The sequence below is a fragment of the Anoxynatronum sibiricum genome (assembly GCF_039414295.1).
Lineage (GTDB): Bacteria > Bacillota > Clostridia > Peptostreptococcales > Tindalliaceae > Anoxynatronum > Anoxynatronum sibiricum.
This window is the reverse complement of the sequence record NZ_JBCITM010000005.1, coordinates 141,673-160,519: the sequence shown is the minus strand read 5'-3', so window position 1 is coordinate 160,519 and position 18,847 is coordinate 141,673. Positions and strand designations below refer to the sequence as shown.

15 protein-coding genes are annotated in these 18,847 nt (G+C 52.2%); 5 read left to right on the top strand and 10 right to left on the bottom strand.

From position 1 onward, the window contains the following. Positions 1-322 precede the first annotated feature (322 nt). Positions 323-1,474 (bottom strand): LCP family protein, encoded by a 1,152-nt coding sequence (locus AAIG11_RS06885; protein WP_343185498.1) that lies wholly within the window; start codon positions 1,472-1,474, stop codon positions 323-325. A 756-nt stretch (positions 1,475-2,230) separates the two neighbouring features. On the opposite strand from AAIG11_RS06885, the gene AAIG11_RS06880 reads away from it, so the two are divergent. The 3 genes from AAIG11_RS06880 (at position 2,231) to AAIG11_RS06870 (ending at position 5,689) form a co-directional block, all read left to right on the top strand. After that, positions 2,231-3,457: an efflux RND transporter periplasmic adaptor subunit gene (locus tag AAIG11_RS06880; RefSeq protein ID WP_343185497.1), complete on the top strand. Its 1,227-nt coding sequence runs from the start codon at positions 2,231-2,233 to the stop codon at positions 3,455-3,457. Further along, positions 3,454-4,704, top strand: a complete 1,251-nt coding sequence (locus AAIG11_RS06875; protein WP_343185496.1) for an ABC transporter permease — start codon at positions 3,454-3,456, stop codon at positions 4,702-4,704. Before AAIG11_RS06880 ends, AAIG11_RS06875 begins: the two co-directional genes overlap by 4 nt. Before the next feature lie 199 nt (positions 4,705-4,903). Further along, a complete protein-coding gene (locus AAIG11_RS06870) occupies positions 4,904-5,689 on the top strand; it encodes an ABC transporter ATP-binding protein (RefSeq protein WP_343185495.1) in 786 nt (261 codons plus the stop codon). A 74-nt stretch (positions 5,690-5,763) separates the two neighbouring features. Here AAIG11_RS06870 and AAIG11_RS06865 read toward each other — a convergent pair whose 3' ends face one another. The 8 genes from AAIG11_RS06865 to metG all read right to left on the bottom strand — a co-directional run bounded on the left by AAIG11_RS06865 (position 5,764) and on the right by metG (position 15,254). Continuing rightward, a complete protein-coding gene (locus tag AAIG11_RS06865; RefSeq protein WP_343185494.1) occupies positions 5,764-6,879 on the bottom strand; it encodes a M20/M25/M40 family metallo-hydrolase in 1,116 nt (371 codons plus the stop codon). A gap of 237 nt (positions 6,880-7,116) precedes the next feature. Then, positions 7,117-8,019: a 16S rRNA (adenine(1518)-N(6)/adenine(1519)-N(6))-dimethyltransferase RsmA gene (gene rsmA / locus AAIG11_RS06860; RefSeq protein WP_343185493.1), complete on the bottom strand. Its 903-nt coding sequence runs from the start codon at positions 8,017-8,019 to the stop codon at positions 7,117-7,119. Positions 8,020-8,064: 45 nt separating this feature from the next. Continuing rightward, entirely contained in the window at positions 8,065-9,084 is a 1,020-nt protein-coding gene (locus AAIG11_RS06855) for a resuscitation-promoting factor (RefSeq protein ID WP_343185492.1), read from the bottom strand. Between the two features lie 284 nt (positions 9,085-9,368). Beyond that, positions 9,369-10,679 carry an HD-GYP domain-containing protein gene (locus tag AAIG11_RS06850; RefSeq protein WP_343185491.1) on the bottom strand — a complete coding sequence of 437 codons (1,311 nt, stop codon included), beginning with the start codon at positions 10,677-10,679 and terminating at the stop codon, positions 9,369-9,371. Positions 10,680-11,121: 442 nt separating this feature from the next. Then, positions 11,122-11,547 (bottom strand): DMT family transporter, encoded by a 426-nt coding sequence (locus AAIG11_RS06845; RefSeq protein ID WP_343185490.1) that lies wholly within the window; start codon positions 11,545-11,547, stop codon positions 11,122-11,124. 56 nt (positions 11,548-11,603) lie between these two features. Next, entirely contained in the window at positions 11,604-12,302 is a 699-nt protein-coding gene (locus AAIG11_RS06840) for a Crp/Fnr family transcriptional regulator (protein WP_343185489.1), read from the bottom strand. A 124-nt stretch (positions 12,303-12,426) separates the two neighbouring features. Further along, positions 12,427-13,197 (bottom strand): TatD family hydrolase, encoded by a 771-nt coding sequence (locus AAIG11_RS06835; RefSeq protein WP_343185488.1) that lies wholly within the window; start codon positions 13,195-13,197, stop codon positions 12,427-12,429. A 56-nt stretch (positions 13,198-13,253) separates the two neighbouring features. Beyond that, the gene (gene metG, locus AAIG11_RS06830; RefSeq protein ID WP_343185487.1) at positions 13,254-15,254 is read right to left on the bottom strand and encodes a methionine--tRNA ligase; all 2,001 of its coding nucleotides are present in this window, start codon (positions 15,252-15,254) and stop codon (positions 13,254-13,256) included. A 175-nt stretch (positions 15,255-15,429) separates the two neighbouring features. Between metG and AAIG11_RS06825 the strand changes: the two genes are divergently transcribed. Continuing rightward, positions 15,430-16,857 carry a nicotinate phosphoribosyltransferase gene (locus AAIG11_RS06825; protein WP_343185486.1) on the top strand — a complete coding sequence of 476 codons (1,428 nt, stop codon included), beginning with the start codon at positions 15,430-15,432 and terminating at the stop codon, positions 16,855-16,857. Positions 16,858-16,896: 39 nt separating this feature from the next. Further along, the gene (locus AAIG11_RS06820; protein WP_343185485.1) at positions 16,897-17,460 is read left to right on the top strand and encodes an HDIG domain-containing metalloprotein; all 564 of its coding nucleotides are present in this window, start codon (positions 16,897-16,899) and stop codon (positions 17,458-17,460) included. A gap of 75 nt (positions 17,461-17,535) precedes the next feature. Here the strand turns inward: AAIG11_RS06820 and AAIG11_RS06815 are convergent, their stop codons facing one another. Further along, positions 17,536-18,747: a hypothetical protein gene (locus AAIG11_RS06815; RefSeq protein ID WP_343185484.1), complete on the bottom strand. Its 1,212-nt coding sequence runs from the start codon at positions 18,745-18,747 to the stop codon at positions 17,536-17,538. Positions 18,748-18,847: the final 100 nt, after the last annotated feature.

The window sequence follows — 18,847 nt, the reverse complement described above, 5'->3', positions numbered from 1 at the left end:
AGACGAAGGGCTTTGGCCAGGGCAGCTGACTCCAATCTTGTGTGTTTTTAGTCGAAAGTCTCGAAAACAGCGCCTGAACTCGCTGCGCTCAAACAGCAGGCGCTGGCGGTTTTCTCCCTTTTTCGAAAAAACACTGACAAGATTTCCAAGGCTGCTCTTTACCAAATCCCTTGCCTTCATCATATTTTGTCTACAGTCTGAGAACACCCCGTGGGGTGCTCTTTTTTGATGCAGGCAGTAGGTTTCCGTAAAGCGATTTTACATTTCATTTTTGTCTGCTGATGATTCATTGCTTTTCTTATTCACTATTCCCTGTTCTCTATCAACTGGTCTCCCGGGCCACATCAAAGAACCTCTGAATCTGAATTTCATTCCATAAACGTCGCCGTGACGTGATGTCAGTGACTTCGCTTCCAGCAGTTTCTTCCGATACTTCTGAAGCTTCTCCGGTTTCACTGCCTGCTTCAGGCGCTTCTGCCTCCGGCTCAGCCTCCAGACCGCTTTCGCCATTGGAGTAGATGTAAATCAGCAGCCGGCGTGTTTCCAAAGCGTCATGAAACACATAGCTCAGGCCGCCCTGGGTGCGTGGTTCACCCGGCAGACTGTAAGTATTCATGTTCTCCTGGGGATTCAGGGATCGGGCCGCGTTGGCCAGCCGCATCACTTCCTGCAGCTCCACATCGGTGCGCACAAATCGGAAAGCGGAGGTGGCCAGGGTGGGCAGGTTCCCCAGTGTGAGGGCTTTTTCCAGGGCATTTTTCATAAACTGCTGCTGGGCTTCAATGCGTCCCAGGTCACCGTTCCGTTCCATGGCACCCGACCCGGGGGCGGCCTGACGGTAACGGAGAAACTTCACAGCGTCACGTCCGTTGAGTACATGGTTCCCGGCAGCAAAATCAATCACCAGGGGTGGTGTGTCATACGGATCTTCATAGTACATGCGCTTGGAGATGTGAATTGGCACGCCACCAATGGCATCCACCACCGAAGCGGCTCCCTGATAGGTCACCGTCACATAGTAATGCACGGGCACATCATATAACAAATCGCTGATCACATTTTTCACACCGTCGGCCCCGTGTGCGCTGTAGGCAGCATTGATTTTTTTCTGCCCAAGGCCATCATACCCCACCCGGGGATAGTAGGTATCTCTGGGAATGGAGATAAGGTCCATATTTTTGGTGTCGGGGTCAAAGGAAACAAACATCATGGTATCTGTCAGTCCACTGGCAATTCCCAGCAAGATGAAATTCACCCGACTGCTGTCGTTGACCAGTCTTTTCAGCTCATCCTGTTCAACAGGTTCTTCCTGCTGACGGTCAAACTCACCGTCTTCCCGGTCGCGAACAACAGGCACATCTGCCTGGGGATGATCTTCTTTCATGTAAGTGTTAAACGCAGCAAAAACACCTGTAAACAAAATTGTAAAGCAGATGAATGCTACCAGGAACACTCTGAGAAACAGTTTTTTCACAGTTCTTCACTTCCTATTTAATATTCCACCACACTGGCTTTTTGACATCAACCTGTTGACTTTTGCCCTGATGCTTCTTTTAATTAAGTGCTTCTTGAATGTCTTTATGTATTCAACACTGTTTACTGCCGCTTAAGTTTCACACAGTTCTTATGCTTCATGACGTCATGAAGTCAAAAAAGTTTCAGAATTTCGATCTGTGCATACAGATGGAGGCTATCCCTCCATCACGATTAATCGTTTCGGCTCAGTTCAGCTCAATTCATCCCGGCCCGTTCCAACTTGTTTCGACTCGATGCAGTTCGCTTCGACTCGCTGATTAGCTGGTTGTTTCAAGGTTCTGAGAGGGCTGATGACATGTATCACCCGTAATCTTTTACCTGAGTATTGGCAGAGTCCCATCGATTATATCAGAATGAAGTGAAAAAATCTACAAAGCTGCTTACATTGTCATTCAATTATCATTTTGATCCTGTTGCCTTCGTCTACTGTCTTCGTCTGTTGCCTTCCTCTGATAAATTTTCATTCACTTCATTCAAACCCCACAATCTCCCCTTTTGAAACTCAACACCTTCGCCGATGTTCTGCCCTTTTATCCTGATCGGCAGTCAAACAGCCAGTGTCGAACACTTCTGTCCTGGCATCAAAACAGCGTTTGAATCAAAAGTGATCGGGTATTAAAAAATAATATCGTACTGTGTAATATATAAAACAACTTATTTCGATTTGAAATTTTTTGAAGATGGAGTGATGAAAATGAAACCGTGGATGAAATGGACTGCAGCACTTGTCCTGGTAATGCTGATTGGCTTAAGTCTTTTTTTTCTATTACCTGACCGCACACCTGCGCCTCCCGAACTGCTGGGCATGGAGGCAACACCCTTCGTGCAGGTGTTGAGTGCCACCGGTCGCATGGTTCCGGCCCGCCAGGTGCAGCTACAGGCCCAGGTGGCCGGTCGGCTGATGTCTCTGGAGGGGGCGGAGGGTGATGAGGTGAGTGATGGTCAGGTTTTGGCAGTGCTTGATGACGGCGATGCCCGCCAGCGAGTGGCAGAAAGCCGAGCCAATCTGGCCCTGGCCCAGTCCCGCACCCGTTCGCTGTCGGAGCTGGCAGCGCCTGTCACCCGTGAAGAACTGGAGCAGCTGAGTCTGAACCGGGAGCAACTGGTGCGCACTCTGGAACGCCAGGAAGCACTTTATTCCCAAGGCGCCCTTCCTTTGGAACCTTTGGAAGAAACTCGAAATTCACTTGAAATACTGGATTCAAGAATTCGATCCACCGAAATTTCTCTGGCAGCCCAGGAGGCTGGCGGTGCCGAAGCAGCTGAAGCGGCAGCAACGGTGGCTCAGGCCAGAAGCAGCCTGGAAACCCTTGAGAGAGAACTGGCCAAGTACAACCTCCAGGCGCCCTTTAACGGTGTGGTACTGGAGCGGCTGGTGGAGCCGGGAGAGTGGGTGCAGCCAGGAAGCCCCTTGCTGATCCTGGCAGCCGATGAAGGTTATTATGCAGAAGTAGAGCTGGATGAACGGGTAATGGGTCTGGTGGCGGTGGGTCAACCGGCCCGCTTGTGGCCGGAGGCTTATCCTTCAAGGGAAGTGACTGCCCGAGTGGCTTCCATCGCCCCCCGGGTGGATGCAGCCACCGGCACGGTACGCATTCAGCTGGCACTGGAAGACCAGGCGGATTATCTGATTCAGGATCTGACCATCCAGGCAGAAATTCAGGTGCGGGAGCTATCAGAGGCGTTGTTGCTGCCCGTTGCTTTCAGGTGGGAGGAAAATCCCCTGCGGGTGCTGGTACTGGAAGACGGCATGGTGAAAGAACGCCCCATTACTGCTGAAGCTGTGAGTGCTCATCAGTGGCTGATTCTCGATGGGCTTTCCGTCGGCGATCAAATCATTGACCCCTCCTACGGATTGAAACCGGGAGACTCCCTGGCACTTCCAGAGGCAGATGCGCCGGAAGGCGGGGATGCTCCATGAGATTTGAATTAAAAGTAGCCCTCCGATTTCTTCGGGAAGGTAAAGGACAAACCCTTTTTATCCTGCTGGGCATTGCCATCGGCGTGGCAGTGCAGGTTTTTCTGGGCACCCTCATTACTGGCCTGCAGCGGGATCTGATCAATACCACCGTGGGCAGCAGCCCCCACTTGATTTTTTCTGGCAGCGATGCCTCGTCCCTGCTGCCTGAATCCTCCAGTTCCTCAGATTCGCTTGGTTCTCCCAGTGAATCGAGGATTGCCACTGTTACAACAGCTGGCAACTTTCGCCGGGAAGATGCCACACTGAAAAACTGGGCCGACCTTATGGTTTTGTTGGATGAAGATACCAGCCTGACGGCTGTTTCTCCTGTTGCTCAGGGAAATGGCTTTGTGCTTCGAAGCGGCCAGCGCTGGCCAGTGATTGTTCGCGGAGTGGAATCCGAACGGGCAAATGCCATCTATCAGTTGCAATCCGCTTTGCAGTCAGGCACCATGGCTCTGGAGGGCAATGGGTTGCTCATGGGCAGCGCATTGGCCCGGGAAGCCCGCCTTGCTGCCGGAGATCAAGTCACCCTGGAGCTGCCGGGAGGCGGTCGCCAGTCTTTCAGCGTTACCGGTGTTTTTGATTTGGGCAATCAGAGTCTCAACGAAACCTGGCTTTTCCTGGATTTAGGACGTGCCCAGCGATTATTGGGATTGGGAGATGATATCAGCCGCATCGAGGTGCAGATGTCAGACATCTTTGCTGCCGACACGCTGGGCGCCCTTTACCAGCAACAGCTTTCCGGTGTCACTGTGGATAACTGGAAAGATCAGAACGCAGATCTTCTCAGTGGACTTCAGGCTCAGAGCAGTTCTTCTGTCACCATTCAGGTGTTTGTGCTGCTGGCGGTCACCCTGGGAATTGCCAGTGTGTTGGCGGTATCGGTGGTGCAAAAATCCCGCCAGATTGGCATTTTGAAAGCCATGGGCACCCCCTCAGGAAGCGCCAGCCGCATTTTTCTCTTTCAGGGAGCCTTTCTGGGCTTCGGCGGTGCTTTACTGGGGAGCGGCCTGGGCTTTGTCATCACCCAGTTCTTCCTGTGGGGAACGGCTCAGGCCACTGGTAGACCTTTGTTTCCCCTGGAATTTGATCTCGGTTATGCCGCTGCCATTGTGGTCATTGCCACGCTGGCCAGTGTGATATCGGCACTGCTCCCCGCCCGGAAATCTGCCCGTCTCAATCCCATTGAGGTAATTCGGGGGTAGCTGCCAATGTATTTTCCCGATACAGGGGCTCCTTGCCAAATGAGCGGCATGCAGCATGCCCTATGAAATGATCTCAACGGAATTCGTTGCAAAGGCGGGATGAAATGCAAAAGAAGCGTTCAAAGCAAAGGTGTCCTTCAATGCAACGCAGGTTGAAATGCCAAAGTGGAATTTAATGTATAAGAAGTGAGGGATGATGATGAGTGAATGGCTGATGGAAGCCAAAGGCATTACAAAGGTATATGGCACAGTGGTGAAAACCCGGGCGCTGAAAGGAATTGACCTGGGCTTTCATGCCGGTGAATTTGCCAGTATTATTGGATACTCCGGCTCAGGCAAAACCACCCTGCTGAATATACTGGGGGCTCTGGATAAGCCCACCGAAGGGTCTCTCTGGTTTCAGGGAGAAGAAGTAAGCCGTATGGGCGAAAAAAGGCTGGCAGCTTTTCGCAATCGAAACATCGGTTTTGTTTTTCAGTTTCATCATCTGCTGCCAGAGTTCACCGCCCTGGAAAACGTGCTGATCCCCACCTGGATTCAGGCGGGAAACGGCACCCGCCGCCAAACAGATCGGGCAAAGGAACTGCTTGAGCTGGTGGGATTAAAAGAACAGATCAATAACAAGTCCACCGATCTTTCCGGCGGTCAGCAGCAGCGGGTGGCCATTGCCCGGGCCCTCATCAATGAACCGGCACTGATTCTGGCCGATGAACCCACCGGTAATCTGGACAGCGAGACAACGGAGCAAGTCTATTCACTCATGCGGGATATCAACGACCGGCTGGGCACCGCTTTTTTGGTGGTAACCCACAACGACCATATCGCCGCCAAGTCTGACCGGATCATCACCATGAAAGATGGCTTGGTGGTTCGGGACGAAACCACCACCGGACGACCTTCTGAAGAAGTATGGCAAACCGTGGCCCCCGGCTACTGCCGCCACTGCTATAAAGATGCGGAGGAAGTGAACAATCAGTTGCTGTAGATTTTACGTGTTCACAACCACACAAAACAACAGCCGCAAATCTGCCGGCTGTTGTCGATTGATTTTCATGAAAGCTAAGCGTGGGCCTTGATGATCTCCACCACCATTTGACCGGCCTTCACCAGGTCATTAATGGGAATATACTCGTCATTGGTATGTGCCTTATCCATGCCCACACTCAGGTTCACGGCTGCAATGCCGTTGTTGTTAAAGTGATTGGTGTCACTGCCGCCGCCGGAGCTTTGAATCACCGGCTCCAGTCCCATGGTGACAAACACCTCTTGCAGGGTTTGAATCATGGGGGCTTCTGCCGGTACATGGAAGGCAGAATAGACCCGTTCAACAGTGACATCCACAGCACCGCCAAAATCACTGGCAGCTTTTTCCATGGCGGCTTTCATATGCGCCGTCTGGGCGTCCAGCTTTTCGTTTTTCTGGCTGCGGGCTTCGCCCACCAGGCGCACTTCGGGAGTGACGATGTTGGTGGCCCGGCCGCCTTCAATGCTTCCCAGGTTGGCGGTGGTTTCGGCGTCAATACGCAGCAGGTTCATGGTATCAATGGCCCGGGCTGCCATTTGAATGGCACTGATGCCTTCTTCAGGCGCTACGCCGGCATGGGCGGCTTTTCCATGAAACACCGCTTCAATGCGGTCTTGGGCAGGCCCCTGGTTGATGATGGTGCCCATGGCACCGCCGCTGTCCAGAATAAAGGCCCGTGCCGCATTCACCAAACTGTAATCAAGGTTCAGTGACCCAAAAAGGCCGCCTTCTTCCCAGATGGTGAAGACAGCCTGCACATCGCCATGGGGTATCTTGTTTTCCTGAAGCACTCTGACTGCCTCGATGAAAGCAGTGATGCCTGCTTTGTCGTCACTTCCCAGAATGGTGGTGCCATCACTTCGAATCACGTCGCCGTCCACCACCGGGTTCACAGACTCACCGGGCTGTTGCACCGTGTCCATGTGGGCACTGAAAAGAATGGGGGTGCCGGGAGTTGTTCCCTTCAGGGTGGCAATGAGGTTTCCGGTATCTGTTCCCAGTTTTTTGCCGGCGTCATCAAACACCACGGTCATACCCAAACCTGTGAGAATTTCCTCCAGGCGTCGGGCCACTGCACCTTCTTTGCTGGAGGGACTGTCAATGCGCACCAGCTCCAACAGCTGGTCGATCATGCGTTGCCGGTTGATCATGGGGCATCTTCCTTTCCGATTGTTAAGTGTCATGATCATCATACCACAAGGAAACCCCTGAGGGACAGCCTCTTAATGCGGAGGAATGTCCTTCAGGGGCATACATTTTAAGCAACCTGTTGATTTCTTGCCAACGCCTGATACACATTTCCTACCCAACGCTGCTGATTCTCTATCTCTGTTACCCTTCTCCATTCGCCGTTGCTGATTCAATGCCGCGCACCGCCTGCTACCTATTCACTGCTTCTTGAACCTATTCACTCTTCCCTGTTCCTGATTATCTGAACTGTCAGGCCATACGGATGCCAGCCTGGCAAACTCTTCGATGCTGAGGGTTTCTCCCCGGCGGTTGGCCTCAATACCGGCAGCATCCAAACGTCGGGCTACATCTGCCTTGTCGACGGCATCGGGCATGGTACCAAGGGCATTGAGCAGGGTTTTTCGCCGCTGGCCAAAGGCAGCCCGCACCAGTTGAAAAAACAGGGCCGGGTCTGGAATCTCTGCCGGTGGTGTTTCATGGCGGGTGAGGCGCACCACTGCCGAGGCCACTTTGGGCCGGGGAATGAACACCTGGGCAGAAACGTCAAACACCTTTTCAGCTTCGCAGTAAAACCGGGCACCCACGGTGAGCGCACCGTAGTCTTTGGTGCCTGGTTTAGCAGCCAGTCGCTGAGCCACTTCCTTTTGAATCATGAAAAGCATCAGGTCGATGTCCAGGCCGTCTTCCAGCAGTTTCATAATGATGGGGGTGGTCACATAATAAGGAAGGTTCCCCACCACCTTGATGCTTTGAAAACCTGCTTCCCGCTGTTCTGTGATCCAGCCTGCCAGATCGGCTTTCAGTACGTCCTGGTGCCACAGGGTGAAATGGGGGTAGTGCCCCAGAGTTTCCTGAAGAAAGGGGATCAGGGATTTGTCAATTTCCACTGCCAGCACACTGCCGGCTTCCTGCAGGAGCATTTCTGTGACAATGCCGGCACCGGGGCCAATTTCGATCACGGCATCGGCCTTTGTCAACCTTGCAGTCACCGCCATTTTACGCAGAATGTTTTCATCGGTGAGAAAGTTCTGCCCCAGGCTTTTGGTAAACTGGAAGTTCCCGGATTGCTGCAGCCGCCGGATTTTTTCCATGGGAGTCATGTGGCCACCTGCTTTCTTGTTCCTCGTCCAGGCTTATTTTATCGTTTAGTTTAAATCATCTTCCAGCACGTAGACCCGTACCGACTGACGGCCGAATCGCAGGGCTTCGCTGCGGCTTTCATAATATAAATCGATGCGGTTGCCCCGAATGGCGCCACCGGTGTCTTCTGCATAAGAGACGCCATAGCTGGAACTGCGGCCAAGTGATTCCACATAAAGGGTGCTGCCAAGGGGAATCACCCGGGGGTCAACCGCCACCACACCCGGACGCACTCGGGTACCACTGCGGGTAATACCATAGCCTGGGTCACCCGGATTTTTGCCGGTGCTGTAATAGCCGGCGTCGTAGGCGGTGGCGGTCATGGTGTATACTTCCTTGTAACGGATCAGATCACCGTCGCCTGTGATTAACAACCGTTCCCTGCCCTGCTCTTCCACATGATCCATCGCTGGCCGAAGCACCTCGGTGCTCACCAGCTCTTCTCCCGCCGGCTGGCCGTCTTTGGTGATGCGGGCGCGGCGGGCAAGGGTGAGCCCGGCTTCGCCTTCCTGTACCAGGCGGGTTTCGTCCACCGGCAGTTCGTCTGTAAAGCGTGTGATCTGCTGGGGGGGGATTTCCACCGTCTCATAATAATACTCTTTTTGAACCCGGGTGACAACTACCCGGGTTTCGGGTTTCAGCAACGTCATCATGGCGGGTTCCACCTGGTCATACTCTCCCAGTTGAATACCTGCAGACTGCAGCAGTCCCTGAACGGTGTTTTCGGTGGTCATCATTCTTTCTTCTGTGCCATCTGCCTGAAGCCACACCGGAGTGGCTGACCGGATGGTGATGATCATGCCGTTTTCAATGATGTCCTCGGGGCCTGGCGTTACGTAATCGTATTCTGCCAAAATCAGGTCGGTTTCGTCCAATAGCTCCCGGACGGTTTCCACGCGGGTTTTTAAGGTAAACTGTTCGCTGCCTGCATCAATCACCACAGTCTTATCCTGGGGGATCCCAAAGGCGGTGATGAGCATCATCCCGATGATCATGGGAATCAACAGCCCGATTTGTTTCTTCATTGGTGCCTCCTTCATTCTTCACAATCTGCAGCCGGGGTGAGCGTCTGCCCGGAACGGCAGCACACTTCCGCTTGCATTCTGTCTTTCCTGGCAAGGGGATTCTGCGGGATTCTGACAGAAATTCATCTGTTGAATCATGCATCTTCCGGGAAATCATTTATCGAATCGTCGTTTGGGTGATTTGCCAGGACAACAGAAAAAAAGACGCTTTTCTGAAAGCGTCCTCAATTTTAGTACGGTCCGCAGTTTTTGTCAAGCAAAAAAATCAAAGGCATTTTTATGATCTAGCTAAATGAATGGATGTAGAGGTTATTGTTCTCTGGTCGACTTAAATCAATCAACTGATTGTTATTCTTTAATTTAACTATTGGACGGTAAATATAAATGCGGGGTACAAAAATGATTTCACCCACTCGCTGGTCACTGAGCTTCACTTCCTGGCCCAGGAAGCAATTCCCGATGCGGCTCAGGAAAATATAGAGAATGCGGGTATCCAGTTTATCCATATATTCACTTTCAAGAATTTTAACGGCCTCAAAGGGGGTTCGGCGTTTTTCAACCCCATTAGCCATGGTCAGTGAGTTGTATACATCAGCCACCGCAATAACTCTGGCCAAAATCGGAATTTTATCCTGCTTTAAGCCGAGGGGGTATCCACTGCCGTCACTGCGTTCGTGATGAAGCAGAATGGCCTGCATCATGTCATGGGTGATGAAATCATACTTTTTCACCAACTCATAACCCAGCACCACATGTTTCTGGTATTCCAGCTGCTCATCAAGGCTCAGATCGTGGCGCTTTAGAATCAGTTCGGGAGAAATTTGCTCTTTGCCGATATCATGGAGCAGGGCACTGAGTGTCAGATCTTTCATTTGTGTGGTGGTGAAGTTGAGCCAGGTGCCGATGTAGTGGCTGATCAGGGTGACATGGTAATAGTGGGCAAAAAGGTCCCGGGCATCTTTTTTAATGCTCTCAATGAGTTGAAAAACATTAATAATGCTGTCGAAGCTCTTCAGAATCTCCACAACCCGGCCTTCCATCTCTTCTCCGGTGACAGGATCTCCATGAACCATTTTTTCGAAGTCACTTTTGATGGCTTCCCGCTGTTCATAGTAGCGATCCTGAAAAGCTTTCGTTTCCTTGATGCGCCGTTGTCGCACTTTTCGTTCTTCTTCTGCCTGAATGATTGCCGGGTCGGCATACGTCACCGGAGGGAGAGCGGCATCTGCCGAATCAGTTGTTCTGTCAGGGGCGGGGGCGGTTTTTTGGGGGAGAAGATCCGGCTTCTCTGGCGACTCTTTTTTAACTGAAGGTTCATCCGTCTTACTGGTTGGTTCCGCCAGCGCACTGCCATTGGTGGCCGTCGGATATGTGGCTGTATGGGGGGGCTTCAGGCGGACTTTCAGCACTTCCACCTTGTGGAGGGTTAAAAACTGGATGAGCTTACGTGTGTCTTCCACCACAAACCCTGAGGCAATCAGCACATTTCCCCGCTGGTTCACAATATCTTCTGCAATCACCATCCCTGGTTTCAGTTCGTTGAGATCGGTAATGGATTGATACTTTTCGGGGGGTTGAGAAATGGGGTTTGCCATGAGGTTTCCTCCTGTCCGTTGATCCTCTTTTGCTGCTCCTATTATACCTTTAAATTGCCATTGCCATGGTCTTTCAAAAAAATTTCTGGGATAATTCGATGAATTCGGGACTTTTGGTCCCCCATCATCAGCCAGTAGCTTGAACATTTTCAGAAACTGGGCTAAATGGTTGTTTTTGATCCTTTTTGTAACGTTCGTTTACAGCGTTTGTATATTTATCGGCTTTTTGACCTCATTGATAAGTAGGATTCATGGCCCGAACAGGCGAAAAGGATTCCCAGGTTCGGGAATCCGCCTCAGGGTGGTTTCATCGGCTGCGCTCCCGCCTCTATCCGTTTTTCAGCAGATCGTAAAAAGCCATTTTCCGTAGTGTCCCTTGGCATTGGGATCACGCCGGAAAATGGCGAGGGGGGAGTTGGCTATGTCAGATTGCTGCTTTGTTTTATACGATTTTAAAAATCAGAATACCGGCAAGGATCACCAGTAATCCGACGGGCTTTGTCCAGGTGAGGGGTATCTGCTCAAGACCAAAAAGACCGAAGGTATCCATTGCCAGTGCGGATAACAGCTGTGTCATGAGAATAATGGTGGTGGCCTGGGCTGCTCCCAGCCGACCAATGCCGTTCATCACACTATAGACGATGACCACACCAAAGGCACCACCCAGCAAATAAACCCGGTTGACTTCAAAGGCGTGGGAAAGCCCGCTCCACCCAACCCGGGTCAGAATGGCCATGGCCACCAGCAGTCCTGTGGCATGAACGATGGCTGTGGTTTCCCACAGTCCCACCTTCTCCCCCAGGCGGGTATTGAAGACACTTTGCAGGCTGATGAAAAACCCTGCGAGAATGGCGTACAGAATTCCCATTGAAAATCGCCTCACTCAATCCAATTTGTTCATTCACGTTCCTGATTCCCGCTTGTTCATTCGTATACATTACCGTTTGCCAATAGCAGCAGTTGCTCCAGGTCTTTCACCAACAGTCGCCCCTCCTGGCGCTCCACCAGTCCTTCTGTTTCGAACTGGCGCATCACCCGGTTCATGTGGCGGTAGCTGGCACCCAACAAATGGGCAATATCGGTGACGCTGCTGGTTTTAATTTCTTCTGCAAACCGGGAACCGCCCTCGCTGGAAATAGTGGACACCAGATAGCTGGCCAACCGGTTTTCGAGGGGATACAGCAGGTTCAGGCTGGAAGCATTGGAAATAGTATAAAGCTTATGGCTCAGATGGCGAATGATAAAATGCAGCACCTGGGGATTATTCGACCCATGGGTGGCAACAACACGTTGAGGCACCATGAGCAGCTGGGACGGCTGCACCACTTCCACAAAGGTTTGCACCTCGTAGTCGGAGAAGGCTTCCATATCTCCGATGACTCCCAGCGGATTGTTGAACCGGAGGAGAAACTGTTTGCCGTTCTCCAGCGTGCGGTAAATTTTCAGTTTTCCCTGTACCAGCAAAATCAACTGGTCGAGGGTTTCCCCGGGGCGGCAGAGCAGATCCCCCACATCCCCTGCAAAGAGTTCAAAGGCTTCCATCATTTCCGGCGGGAAGATGCTGTTTAGCCGGTATTGGCTGTTCCAGTGCTCAATAGCCTGGGGCTGGTGCAGTTTCTTCATGGCCGCTGCCTCCTCTCCCGGTGGATGTTGGCTACTTTGATTGCATTATATCCCACCTTTGCCGCCATGAACAGGACATATGGCCGATGGCGCGAAAAAAGCCGCTTTTGGCGGCTGAATGTGATTATTCTGTGATGCGAAACAGTTTTTTGGTGTTGGCCATGGTGTGAGCGGCTACTTCTTCCACAGGGATGTCTTTTGCAGCGGCAATGGCATCGGCCACCCGGGGTACATAGCCGGGTTCGTTGCGGCGGCCCCGGTGGGGCACCGGTGCCAAGTAGGGGCAGTCGGTTTCGATGAGGAGCCATTCCAGGGGAATTTCGGCTGCCACTTCCCGGGTTTTACGGGCATTGTGAAAGGTAATGGGACCGGCCAGCGAAATGTAGATTCCCCGCTTCACGTATTCCCGGGCCATCTCCACACTGCCGGAAAAGCAGTGCAAGACACAGCCGGTTTCTGCCACACCTGTTGCTTCAATGAGGTCGAAGACGTCGCCGTGGGCTTCCCGGTCGTGAATGATCACCGGCAGGTGGAGCCGCCGGGCCAGTTGAAGCTGTTCTTTGAACCAGCGCTGCTGGTCTTCCTGTGGCGAAAAGTTATAATGATAATCCAAACCGATTTCGCCGATGGCCACCACTTTTGGTTCCCGGGTCAGGACTTCCAGCTGGTCCAGGTGCTGGGGCAGCATGTCTTTCACATCGTGGGGGTGAATGCCCACCGCGGCATAGAGGCCCTCATGGCTGGCGGCCAAAGCCACCGCCTTTTGGGAGCTTGCCATGTTGGCTCCGGGGTTGAGCATATGGGTGACACCAGCTTCTTTCGCCCGCTGAAGCACGGCGATCAGGTCTTCACTGAATTTTTGATCGTCCAAATGGGCGTGACTGTCAAAATACATGGGTGTTGCCTCCTTCATTGAACAGACGACTGCGGCAGGTGAAGTTGAAGAGCGGCTCAGCTGACGCTGGCACCGTCTGTCATGGCTTTATCAACAGTGAGGAGTCCCAGACCGTTTTCATCTTCTGCCGCCATGATCATTCCCTGGGATTCAATGCCCCGGAGCTTGATGGGCTTCAGGTTTTTCAGGTAGATTACGGTTTTACCCACCAAGCTTTCAGGGGCGTAGGCCTGGGCAATGCCGGAGACCACCTGGCGGGTTTCGTCTCCCACCTGGAGCTGGAGCACCAACAGCCGGTCGGCTTTGGGATGCTTCTCTGCCGACAGCACTTTGGCCACCTTCAGGTCGATTTTGGCGAACTCGTCGATGGTGATTTCTGCTTTAGCAGGCTCTTCTTCTTGAACAGCTGCTTGATCTGCTTTCTGGCCTGCGGCCTTGGTGCCTCCTGCCAGTGTGGCGGCGTAGGCATCATTGGCGGCGGCCAGGTCCACCGCTTCTTTCTCCAGGTCAAGGCGCTTGAAAAGAGGTGCACCTTTATCCACTTTGGTTTCCTGGGGAATGCCGGTGAAAGTAACCGTATCTTCCCAGGTGAGGGAGGTGCCGGATTCAACAAGGCCCAGCTGCTTCTGAATTTCAGCGGCGGTATGCCCCATGAAGGGACGAATCAGCAGGCTGACAATGCGCAGGCTTTCTGCCAGGTGATTGAGCACCGTATCCAGCCGGGGTTTTTGGGCCGGATCTTTGGCCAGTACCCAGGGAGTGGTTTCATCAATGTACTTGTTGGAACGACGCACGATTTTCCAGATTTCTTCCAGAGCCTCGTGGAACTGCATATGATCAATGGCGGCTTCCACCTTGGCGGCGGCTCCCAGTGCGATGGTGCGCAATTCGTCATCCACAGGGGCTTTTTCATCAGCCGCCGGCACAATGCCTTCATTATACTGCTGAATCATGGCCACTGTACGGCTCACCAGGTTGCCCAGGTCGTTGGCCAGATCAGCGTTGTATCGCTGGATGAACAGGGTGTTGGTGAAGTTGCCATCCTGTCCGAAGGTGAATTCCCGCAGCAGGAAGTATTTCAGGGCGTCGATGCCGTAGCGCTCGATAAAGGGCTCGGGATAGATGATGTTGCCCTTGGATTTGGACATTTTATCTTCGCCAAAGAGGATCCAGCCATGGCCAAAGACCATTTTCGGCAGGGGCAGATCAAGGGCCATGAGCATAATGGGCCAGATGATGGTATGGAACCGGACGATTTCTTTGGCCATGAGGTGCACGTTGGCGGGCCAGAACTTATGGTACAGTTCCGGGTTTTCCTGGGAGCCCCAGCCCAAGGCGGTGATATAGTTGGAAAGGGCATCCAGCCACACATAGATCACGTGCTTTTCGTCAAAGGGAACGGGGATTCCCCAGTCAAAACTGGTGCGGGAAACGCACAGGTCTTCCAGCCCCGGCTTCAGGAAGTTGTTCAGCATTTCGTTCTTGCGGGAGGCAGGCAGGCAGATTTCAGGAAAATCTTCGTAATACTGAATCAGCCGGTCCTGGTACTTGGACAGCTTGAAGAAGTAGGCCTCCTCCTGGGTGAGCTGGGCTTCCCGGTGGCAGTCGGGGCATTTATGACCTTCTTCCAGCTGGGTTTCTGTCCAGAAAGACTCGCAGGGGGTGCAGTACCAGCCTTCGTAGGTACCTTTGTAAATATCCCCTTTGTCGTAGAGGGTTTGAAAAATCTTTTGCACGGCTGTTTTGTGGTGTTCATCGGTGGTGCGAATGAAAATATCGTAGGAAATTTCCATGTTTTTCCAGATCTTTTTGATGTCTGCCGCCATGCCGTCCAGGTATTCCTTGGGAGCCATGCCCTTGGCTTTGGCACTGGCCTGAATCTTTTGCCCGTGCTCGTCGGTGCCGGTGAGAAAAACCACCTCATGGCCGGTTTCCCGTTTAAAGCGGGCCAGGGCATCTGCCGCCACAGTGGTGTAGGTATGTCCGATATGCAGCTTGCCGCTGGGATAATAGATGGGGGTGGTCACGTAATATGTGCCCTTTTGCTGGCTGGTCATCTTGTTGCCTCCTTCTTTACTCGTTCACTTTAGACTATACTATATCCGAACCCGGTGTGATCGTCAAGTGGAAGCCGCACAGGGCAAGGTTTTTAGCAGCTTTTGTGCCTTTCGTTGGCGACAGGCATCCACTTATGATACAATGGGATAAAATTCACAGAAAAGAGCGGATGACATGCGAAACCTGTCAATGATGACGGACTACTATCAGCTGAGCATGATGAAAGGGTATCTGGAAAGCGGCGTTCACGAGGATGAAGTGGTCTTTGACCTGTTCTTCCGGAAAAACCCCTTCCACAACAGTTTCACCATTGTGGCTGGTGTGGAAACTCTCATTGACTATATCAATGGTCTTTCTTTTACAGCGGATGATCTGAAGTATCTGGCCTCAGTGGGGTTTGACAACGCTTTTTTGGAACATTTGAAGGCTTTTCGCTTCACCGGTGATCTCTGGGGAGTGACGGAAGGCACCATCATGTTTCCCCACGAACCGGTGATTCGCGTGAAAGCTCCCATCTTTCAGGCCCAGCTCATTGAAACCGCCCTCTTAAATATTATCAATTTCCAGTCTCTCATTGCCACCAAGGCTGCCCGCATTTGCGAGGCCGCCCAGGGTGACCCGGTATTTGAGTTTGGTCTGCGGCGGGCCCAGGGACCGGATGCAGGCATTTACGGCGCCCGGGCTGCTTACATCGGGGGCTGTGTATCCACTTCCAATGTGCTGGCGGGAAAACTTTACGGCATTCCCGTGGTGGGCACCCACGCCCACAGCTGGGTGCAGAAATTCGAAACAGAGCTGGAAGCTTTTCGGGCCTACGCCCGCAGCTATCCGGAAAACTGCCTGCTGCTGGTGGATACCTTTAACACCATTGAAAGCGGCATCCCCAACGCCATCACGGTTTTTCGGGAACTTCAGGAAAAGGGTTTCAAACCCAAAGGGATCCGCATTGATTCCGGCGACATCGCCTATCTTTCCAAGGTGGGCCGACGCATGCTGGACGACGCCGGCTTCCCCGAGACAGCCATCGTCGCTTCCAGTGACCTGGATGAAGACACCATTGATTCGCTGAAGGTGCAGGGTTCCATGGTCACTCACTGGGGGGTGGGTACCAACCTGATCACTTCCAGCAACTGGCCTGCCCTGGGTGGTGTCTATAAACTGGCCGCCGCCACCGAAAATGGCACACTGATGCCGAAAATCAAGATTTCCGATAACCCGGAGAAAATCACCAACCCGGGGCTGAAAAAGGTGACCCGCATTTATGACGAGAGCGGCCTCTTCGCCCTGGCAGATCTCATCATGTTGGCAGATGAAACCATTGACACCAGCGAACCACTCACTATTTTCCACCCCATTTACACCTGGAAAACCAAAACCTTCCGCCGGTACTCCCTGCGGGATTTGCTGGAGCCGCTGTACCTAAACGGTAAGCTGGTGTATGAGCGGCGAACCGTTCAGGAGGTGCGGGCCAATGTGCGCCAGGAACTGGATGGCTTGTGGCCGGAGTATAAACGCTTGCAGCGACCGCAGATTTATAAGGTGGATTTATCGAAGAAACTCTGGGATCTGAAGCATCAGATGATGCTGGCACATAAGGAATAGAAGATAGTGAACAGTGAATAGGGAATAAGGAGGCACCTCATGTTAACACGACAGACAGCTTATGATTTACTGACCAAATACAATGATAGTGAAGCGCTGGTGACCCATGCCATGGCAGTGGAGGCAGTGATGCGTTACTTTGCCCGGCAGCTGGGAGAAGATGAAGATTACTGGGGTGTGGTGGGCCTGATTCACGACATCGATTACGAAAAGTACCCGGAGGAACACTGCCATAAAAGCAAGGAAATCCTGGAGGCCGAAGGGGTGGATGAAGACATCGTTCATGCGGTGATTTCCCATGGCTGGAACATCTGCATCGACGTGGAACCCACCCGCAAAATGGAAAAAGTGCTCTATGCCACCGACGAACTGACGGGCCTCATTAATGCCACGGTGCTCATGCGACCGGATAAAAGCATTTTGGATCTGGAAGTGAAATCGGTGAAGAAGAAATTCAAATCTAAAGGATTTGCCGCCGGTGTGAACCGGGAAGTGATTCTGACCGGTTGCGATATGGTGGGCATGGAGCTGGATGAAGTGATTCGATGGTCCATTGAAGGAATGAAGGAAGCTGCTGAATCTCTGGGATTGGCAGGGCAATAAAAAACCGCCCGGAAAAGCGATGAATGGCTGTTGAGCCAGACGCTTTTCCGGGCGGTTTCAATTATTTTTGATGCCTTACTGCGCTTGCTGGTAATGCACTTCGATGATGCGGATGTCGGCATTCCAGATCACTTCGTAACCGAAGTTTTCAAGGTCTTTCACCAGCATCATTTCATCAGAGGGCTCCAGATCAAGTCCGAAAATCTCCACAGCAGCGGCCACACTCATGTAGGAACGACCTTCCGGTGAGAACTCGATGACGACTTCTCCCTCTTCAAAATCTTCCATTCGGAAGTAATAGCCTTCGCTGGGGTCAATCATTGCGGCCACCTGGTAATCTGCGGTCTCCATGCCTGCGCCACCCATCATGCCTGCCATCATCATGTTGGTCAGATCATCTTCAGTGATGACTTTCACTGAGGTGGGCAATTGGATGTTGGCTTCTGCCAGTTTGTTGGCGGTGCTCACCATTTCCAGGCTGAAATCACCAAAAGGAGTGGTGAGGAACAACTGTCCCGCTTCCGCATAGGCATCTTCTTCAAAAGTGGTGGCCTGGTGATAGGTACTGCCGGCAATGGCTTCTTTTGCCATATCCAGCATGGGAACCACCATCTGCTGGTACATTTCAAGGGCTTCGGCCTTTTCAGCCTCTGTCAGTTCCAGTTCATCTTCCATTCCCATGATGCCCATCATTTCATCCATATTGTTCATAACATAAAGCATGTAGGCATTCATCAGATCAACCATTTCGTCGGCTGTCATGGCGAGATGATACATGCCGTCTTCCAGGGTCATGTTGAACTCAAAGTCCAGTTCCATGCCTTCAATAAATTCCAGAATTTGCAGCAGAAAACTGCGGTCCAGCTTCATGCCGGTGTCGCCGCTTTGCAGCATCACAAAATCTTCTTCCAGCTCAAAGGTTTCTCCTGCCAGGGCAGCAAAATAGAGGACGGGTTCTGCGTTGAAATAAAGGTCTGTTCCCTGGGTATACATTTCAATCACAGGAATCTCCAGATCCATTCCAACCACTTCCACTTCAATGCGGCTGTGTGTCACAAAGGCATCAAGATCTGAAACTCCTGTCATCTTCACATTCGCCGTGATGGGCTCTTCTCCGGGCATGTTGATGGTCAGGGTGAGATCTGACTCGCTTTCCATGATCTGCCATTCTTCGTAGATGGTTTTCATCTCCAGCCAGTAAGCTCCCGCCGGTGTGGGTTCTGCGGAAACAAGCCCCACAGACAGTAAGAGAACTGCCAATACCATTGCCAATACGCGTTTCTTCATTGTCACAACACTCCTTCTTTTTTTGCCTGTTTCATGACACCACTTATGGCAACCTCTTATGGCATCATCCCATGACACATAAGAACTTTCCATTTTTTCA

Bases quoted from the DNA above. Each gene is read 5' to 3' on its own strand.
- AAIG11_RS06855 (WP_343185492.1), bottom strand. From the start codon at position 9,084: ATGAAGAAACAAATCGGGCTGTTGATTCCCATGATCATCGGGATGATG.
- AAIG11_RS06845 (WP_343185490.1), bottom strand. From the start codon at position 11,547: ATGGGAATTCTGTACGCCATTCTCGCAGGGTTTTTCATCAGCCTGCAA.
- AAIG11_RS06875 (WP_343185496.1), top strand. From the start codon at position 3,454: ATGAGATTTGAATTAAAAGTAGCCCTCCGATTTCTTCGGGAAGGTAAA.
- AAIG11_RS06870 (WP_343185495.1), top strand. From the start codon at position 4,904: ATGAGTGAATGGCTGATGGAAGCCAAAGGCATTACAAAGGTATATGGC.
- AAIG11_RS06820 (WP_343185485.1), top strand. From the start codon at position 16,897: ATGTTAACACGACAGACAGCTTATGATTTACTGACCAAATACAATGAT.
- AAIG11_RS06850 (WP_343185491.1), bottom strand. From the start codon at position 10,679: ATGGCAAACCCCATTTCTCAACCCCCCGAAAAGTATCAATCCATTACC.
- AAIG11_RS06840 (WP_343185489.1), bottom strand. From the start codon at position 12,302: ATGAAGAAACTGCACCAGCCCCAGGCTATTGAGCACTGGAACAGCCAA.
- AAIG11_RS06825 (WP_343185486.1), top strand. From the start codon at position 15,430: ATGCGAAACCTGTCAATGATGACGGACTACTATCAGCTGAGCATGATG.
- AAIG11_RS06880 (WP_343185497.1), top strand. From the start codon at position 2,231: ATGAAACCGTGGATGAAATGGACTGCAGCACTTGTCCTGGTAATGCTG.
- AAIG11_RS06835 (WP_343185488.1), bottom strand. From the start codon at position 13,197: ATGTATTTTGACAGTCACGCCCATTTGGACGATCAAAAATTCAGTGAA.
- AAIG11_RS06865 (WP_343185494.1), bottom strand. From the start codon at position 6,879: ATGATCAACCGGCAACGCATGATCGACCAGCTGTTGGAGCTGGTGCGC.
- AAIG11_RS06815 (WP_343185484.1), bottom strand. From the start codon at position 18,747: ATGAAGAAACGCGTATTGGCAATGGTATTGGCAGTTCTCTTACTGTCT.
- rsmA (WP_343185493.1), bottom strand. From the start codon at position 8,019: ATGACTCCCATGGAAAAAATCCGGCGGCTGCAGCAATCCGGGAACTTC.
- metG (WP_343185487.1), bottom strand. From the start codon at position 15,254: ATGACCAGCCAGCAAAAGGGCACATATTACGTGACCACCCCCATCTAT.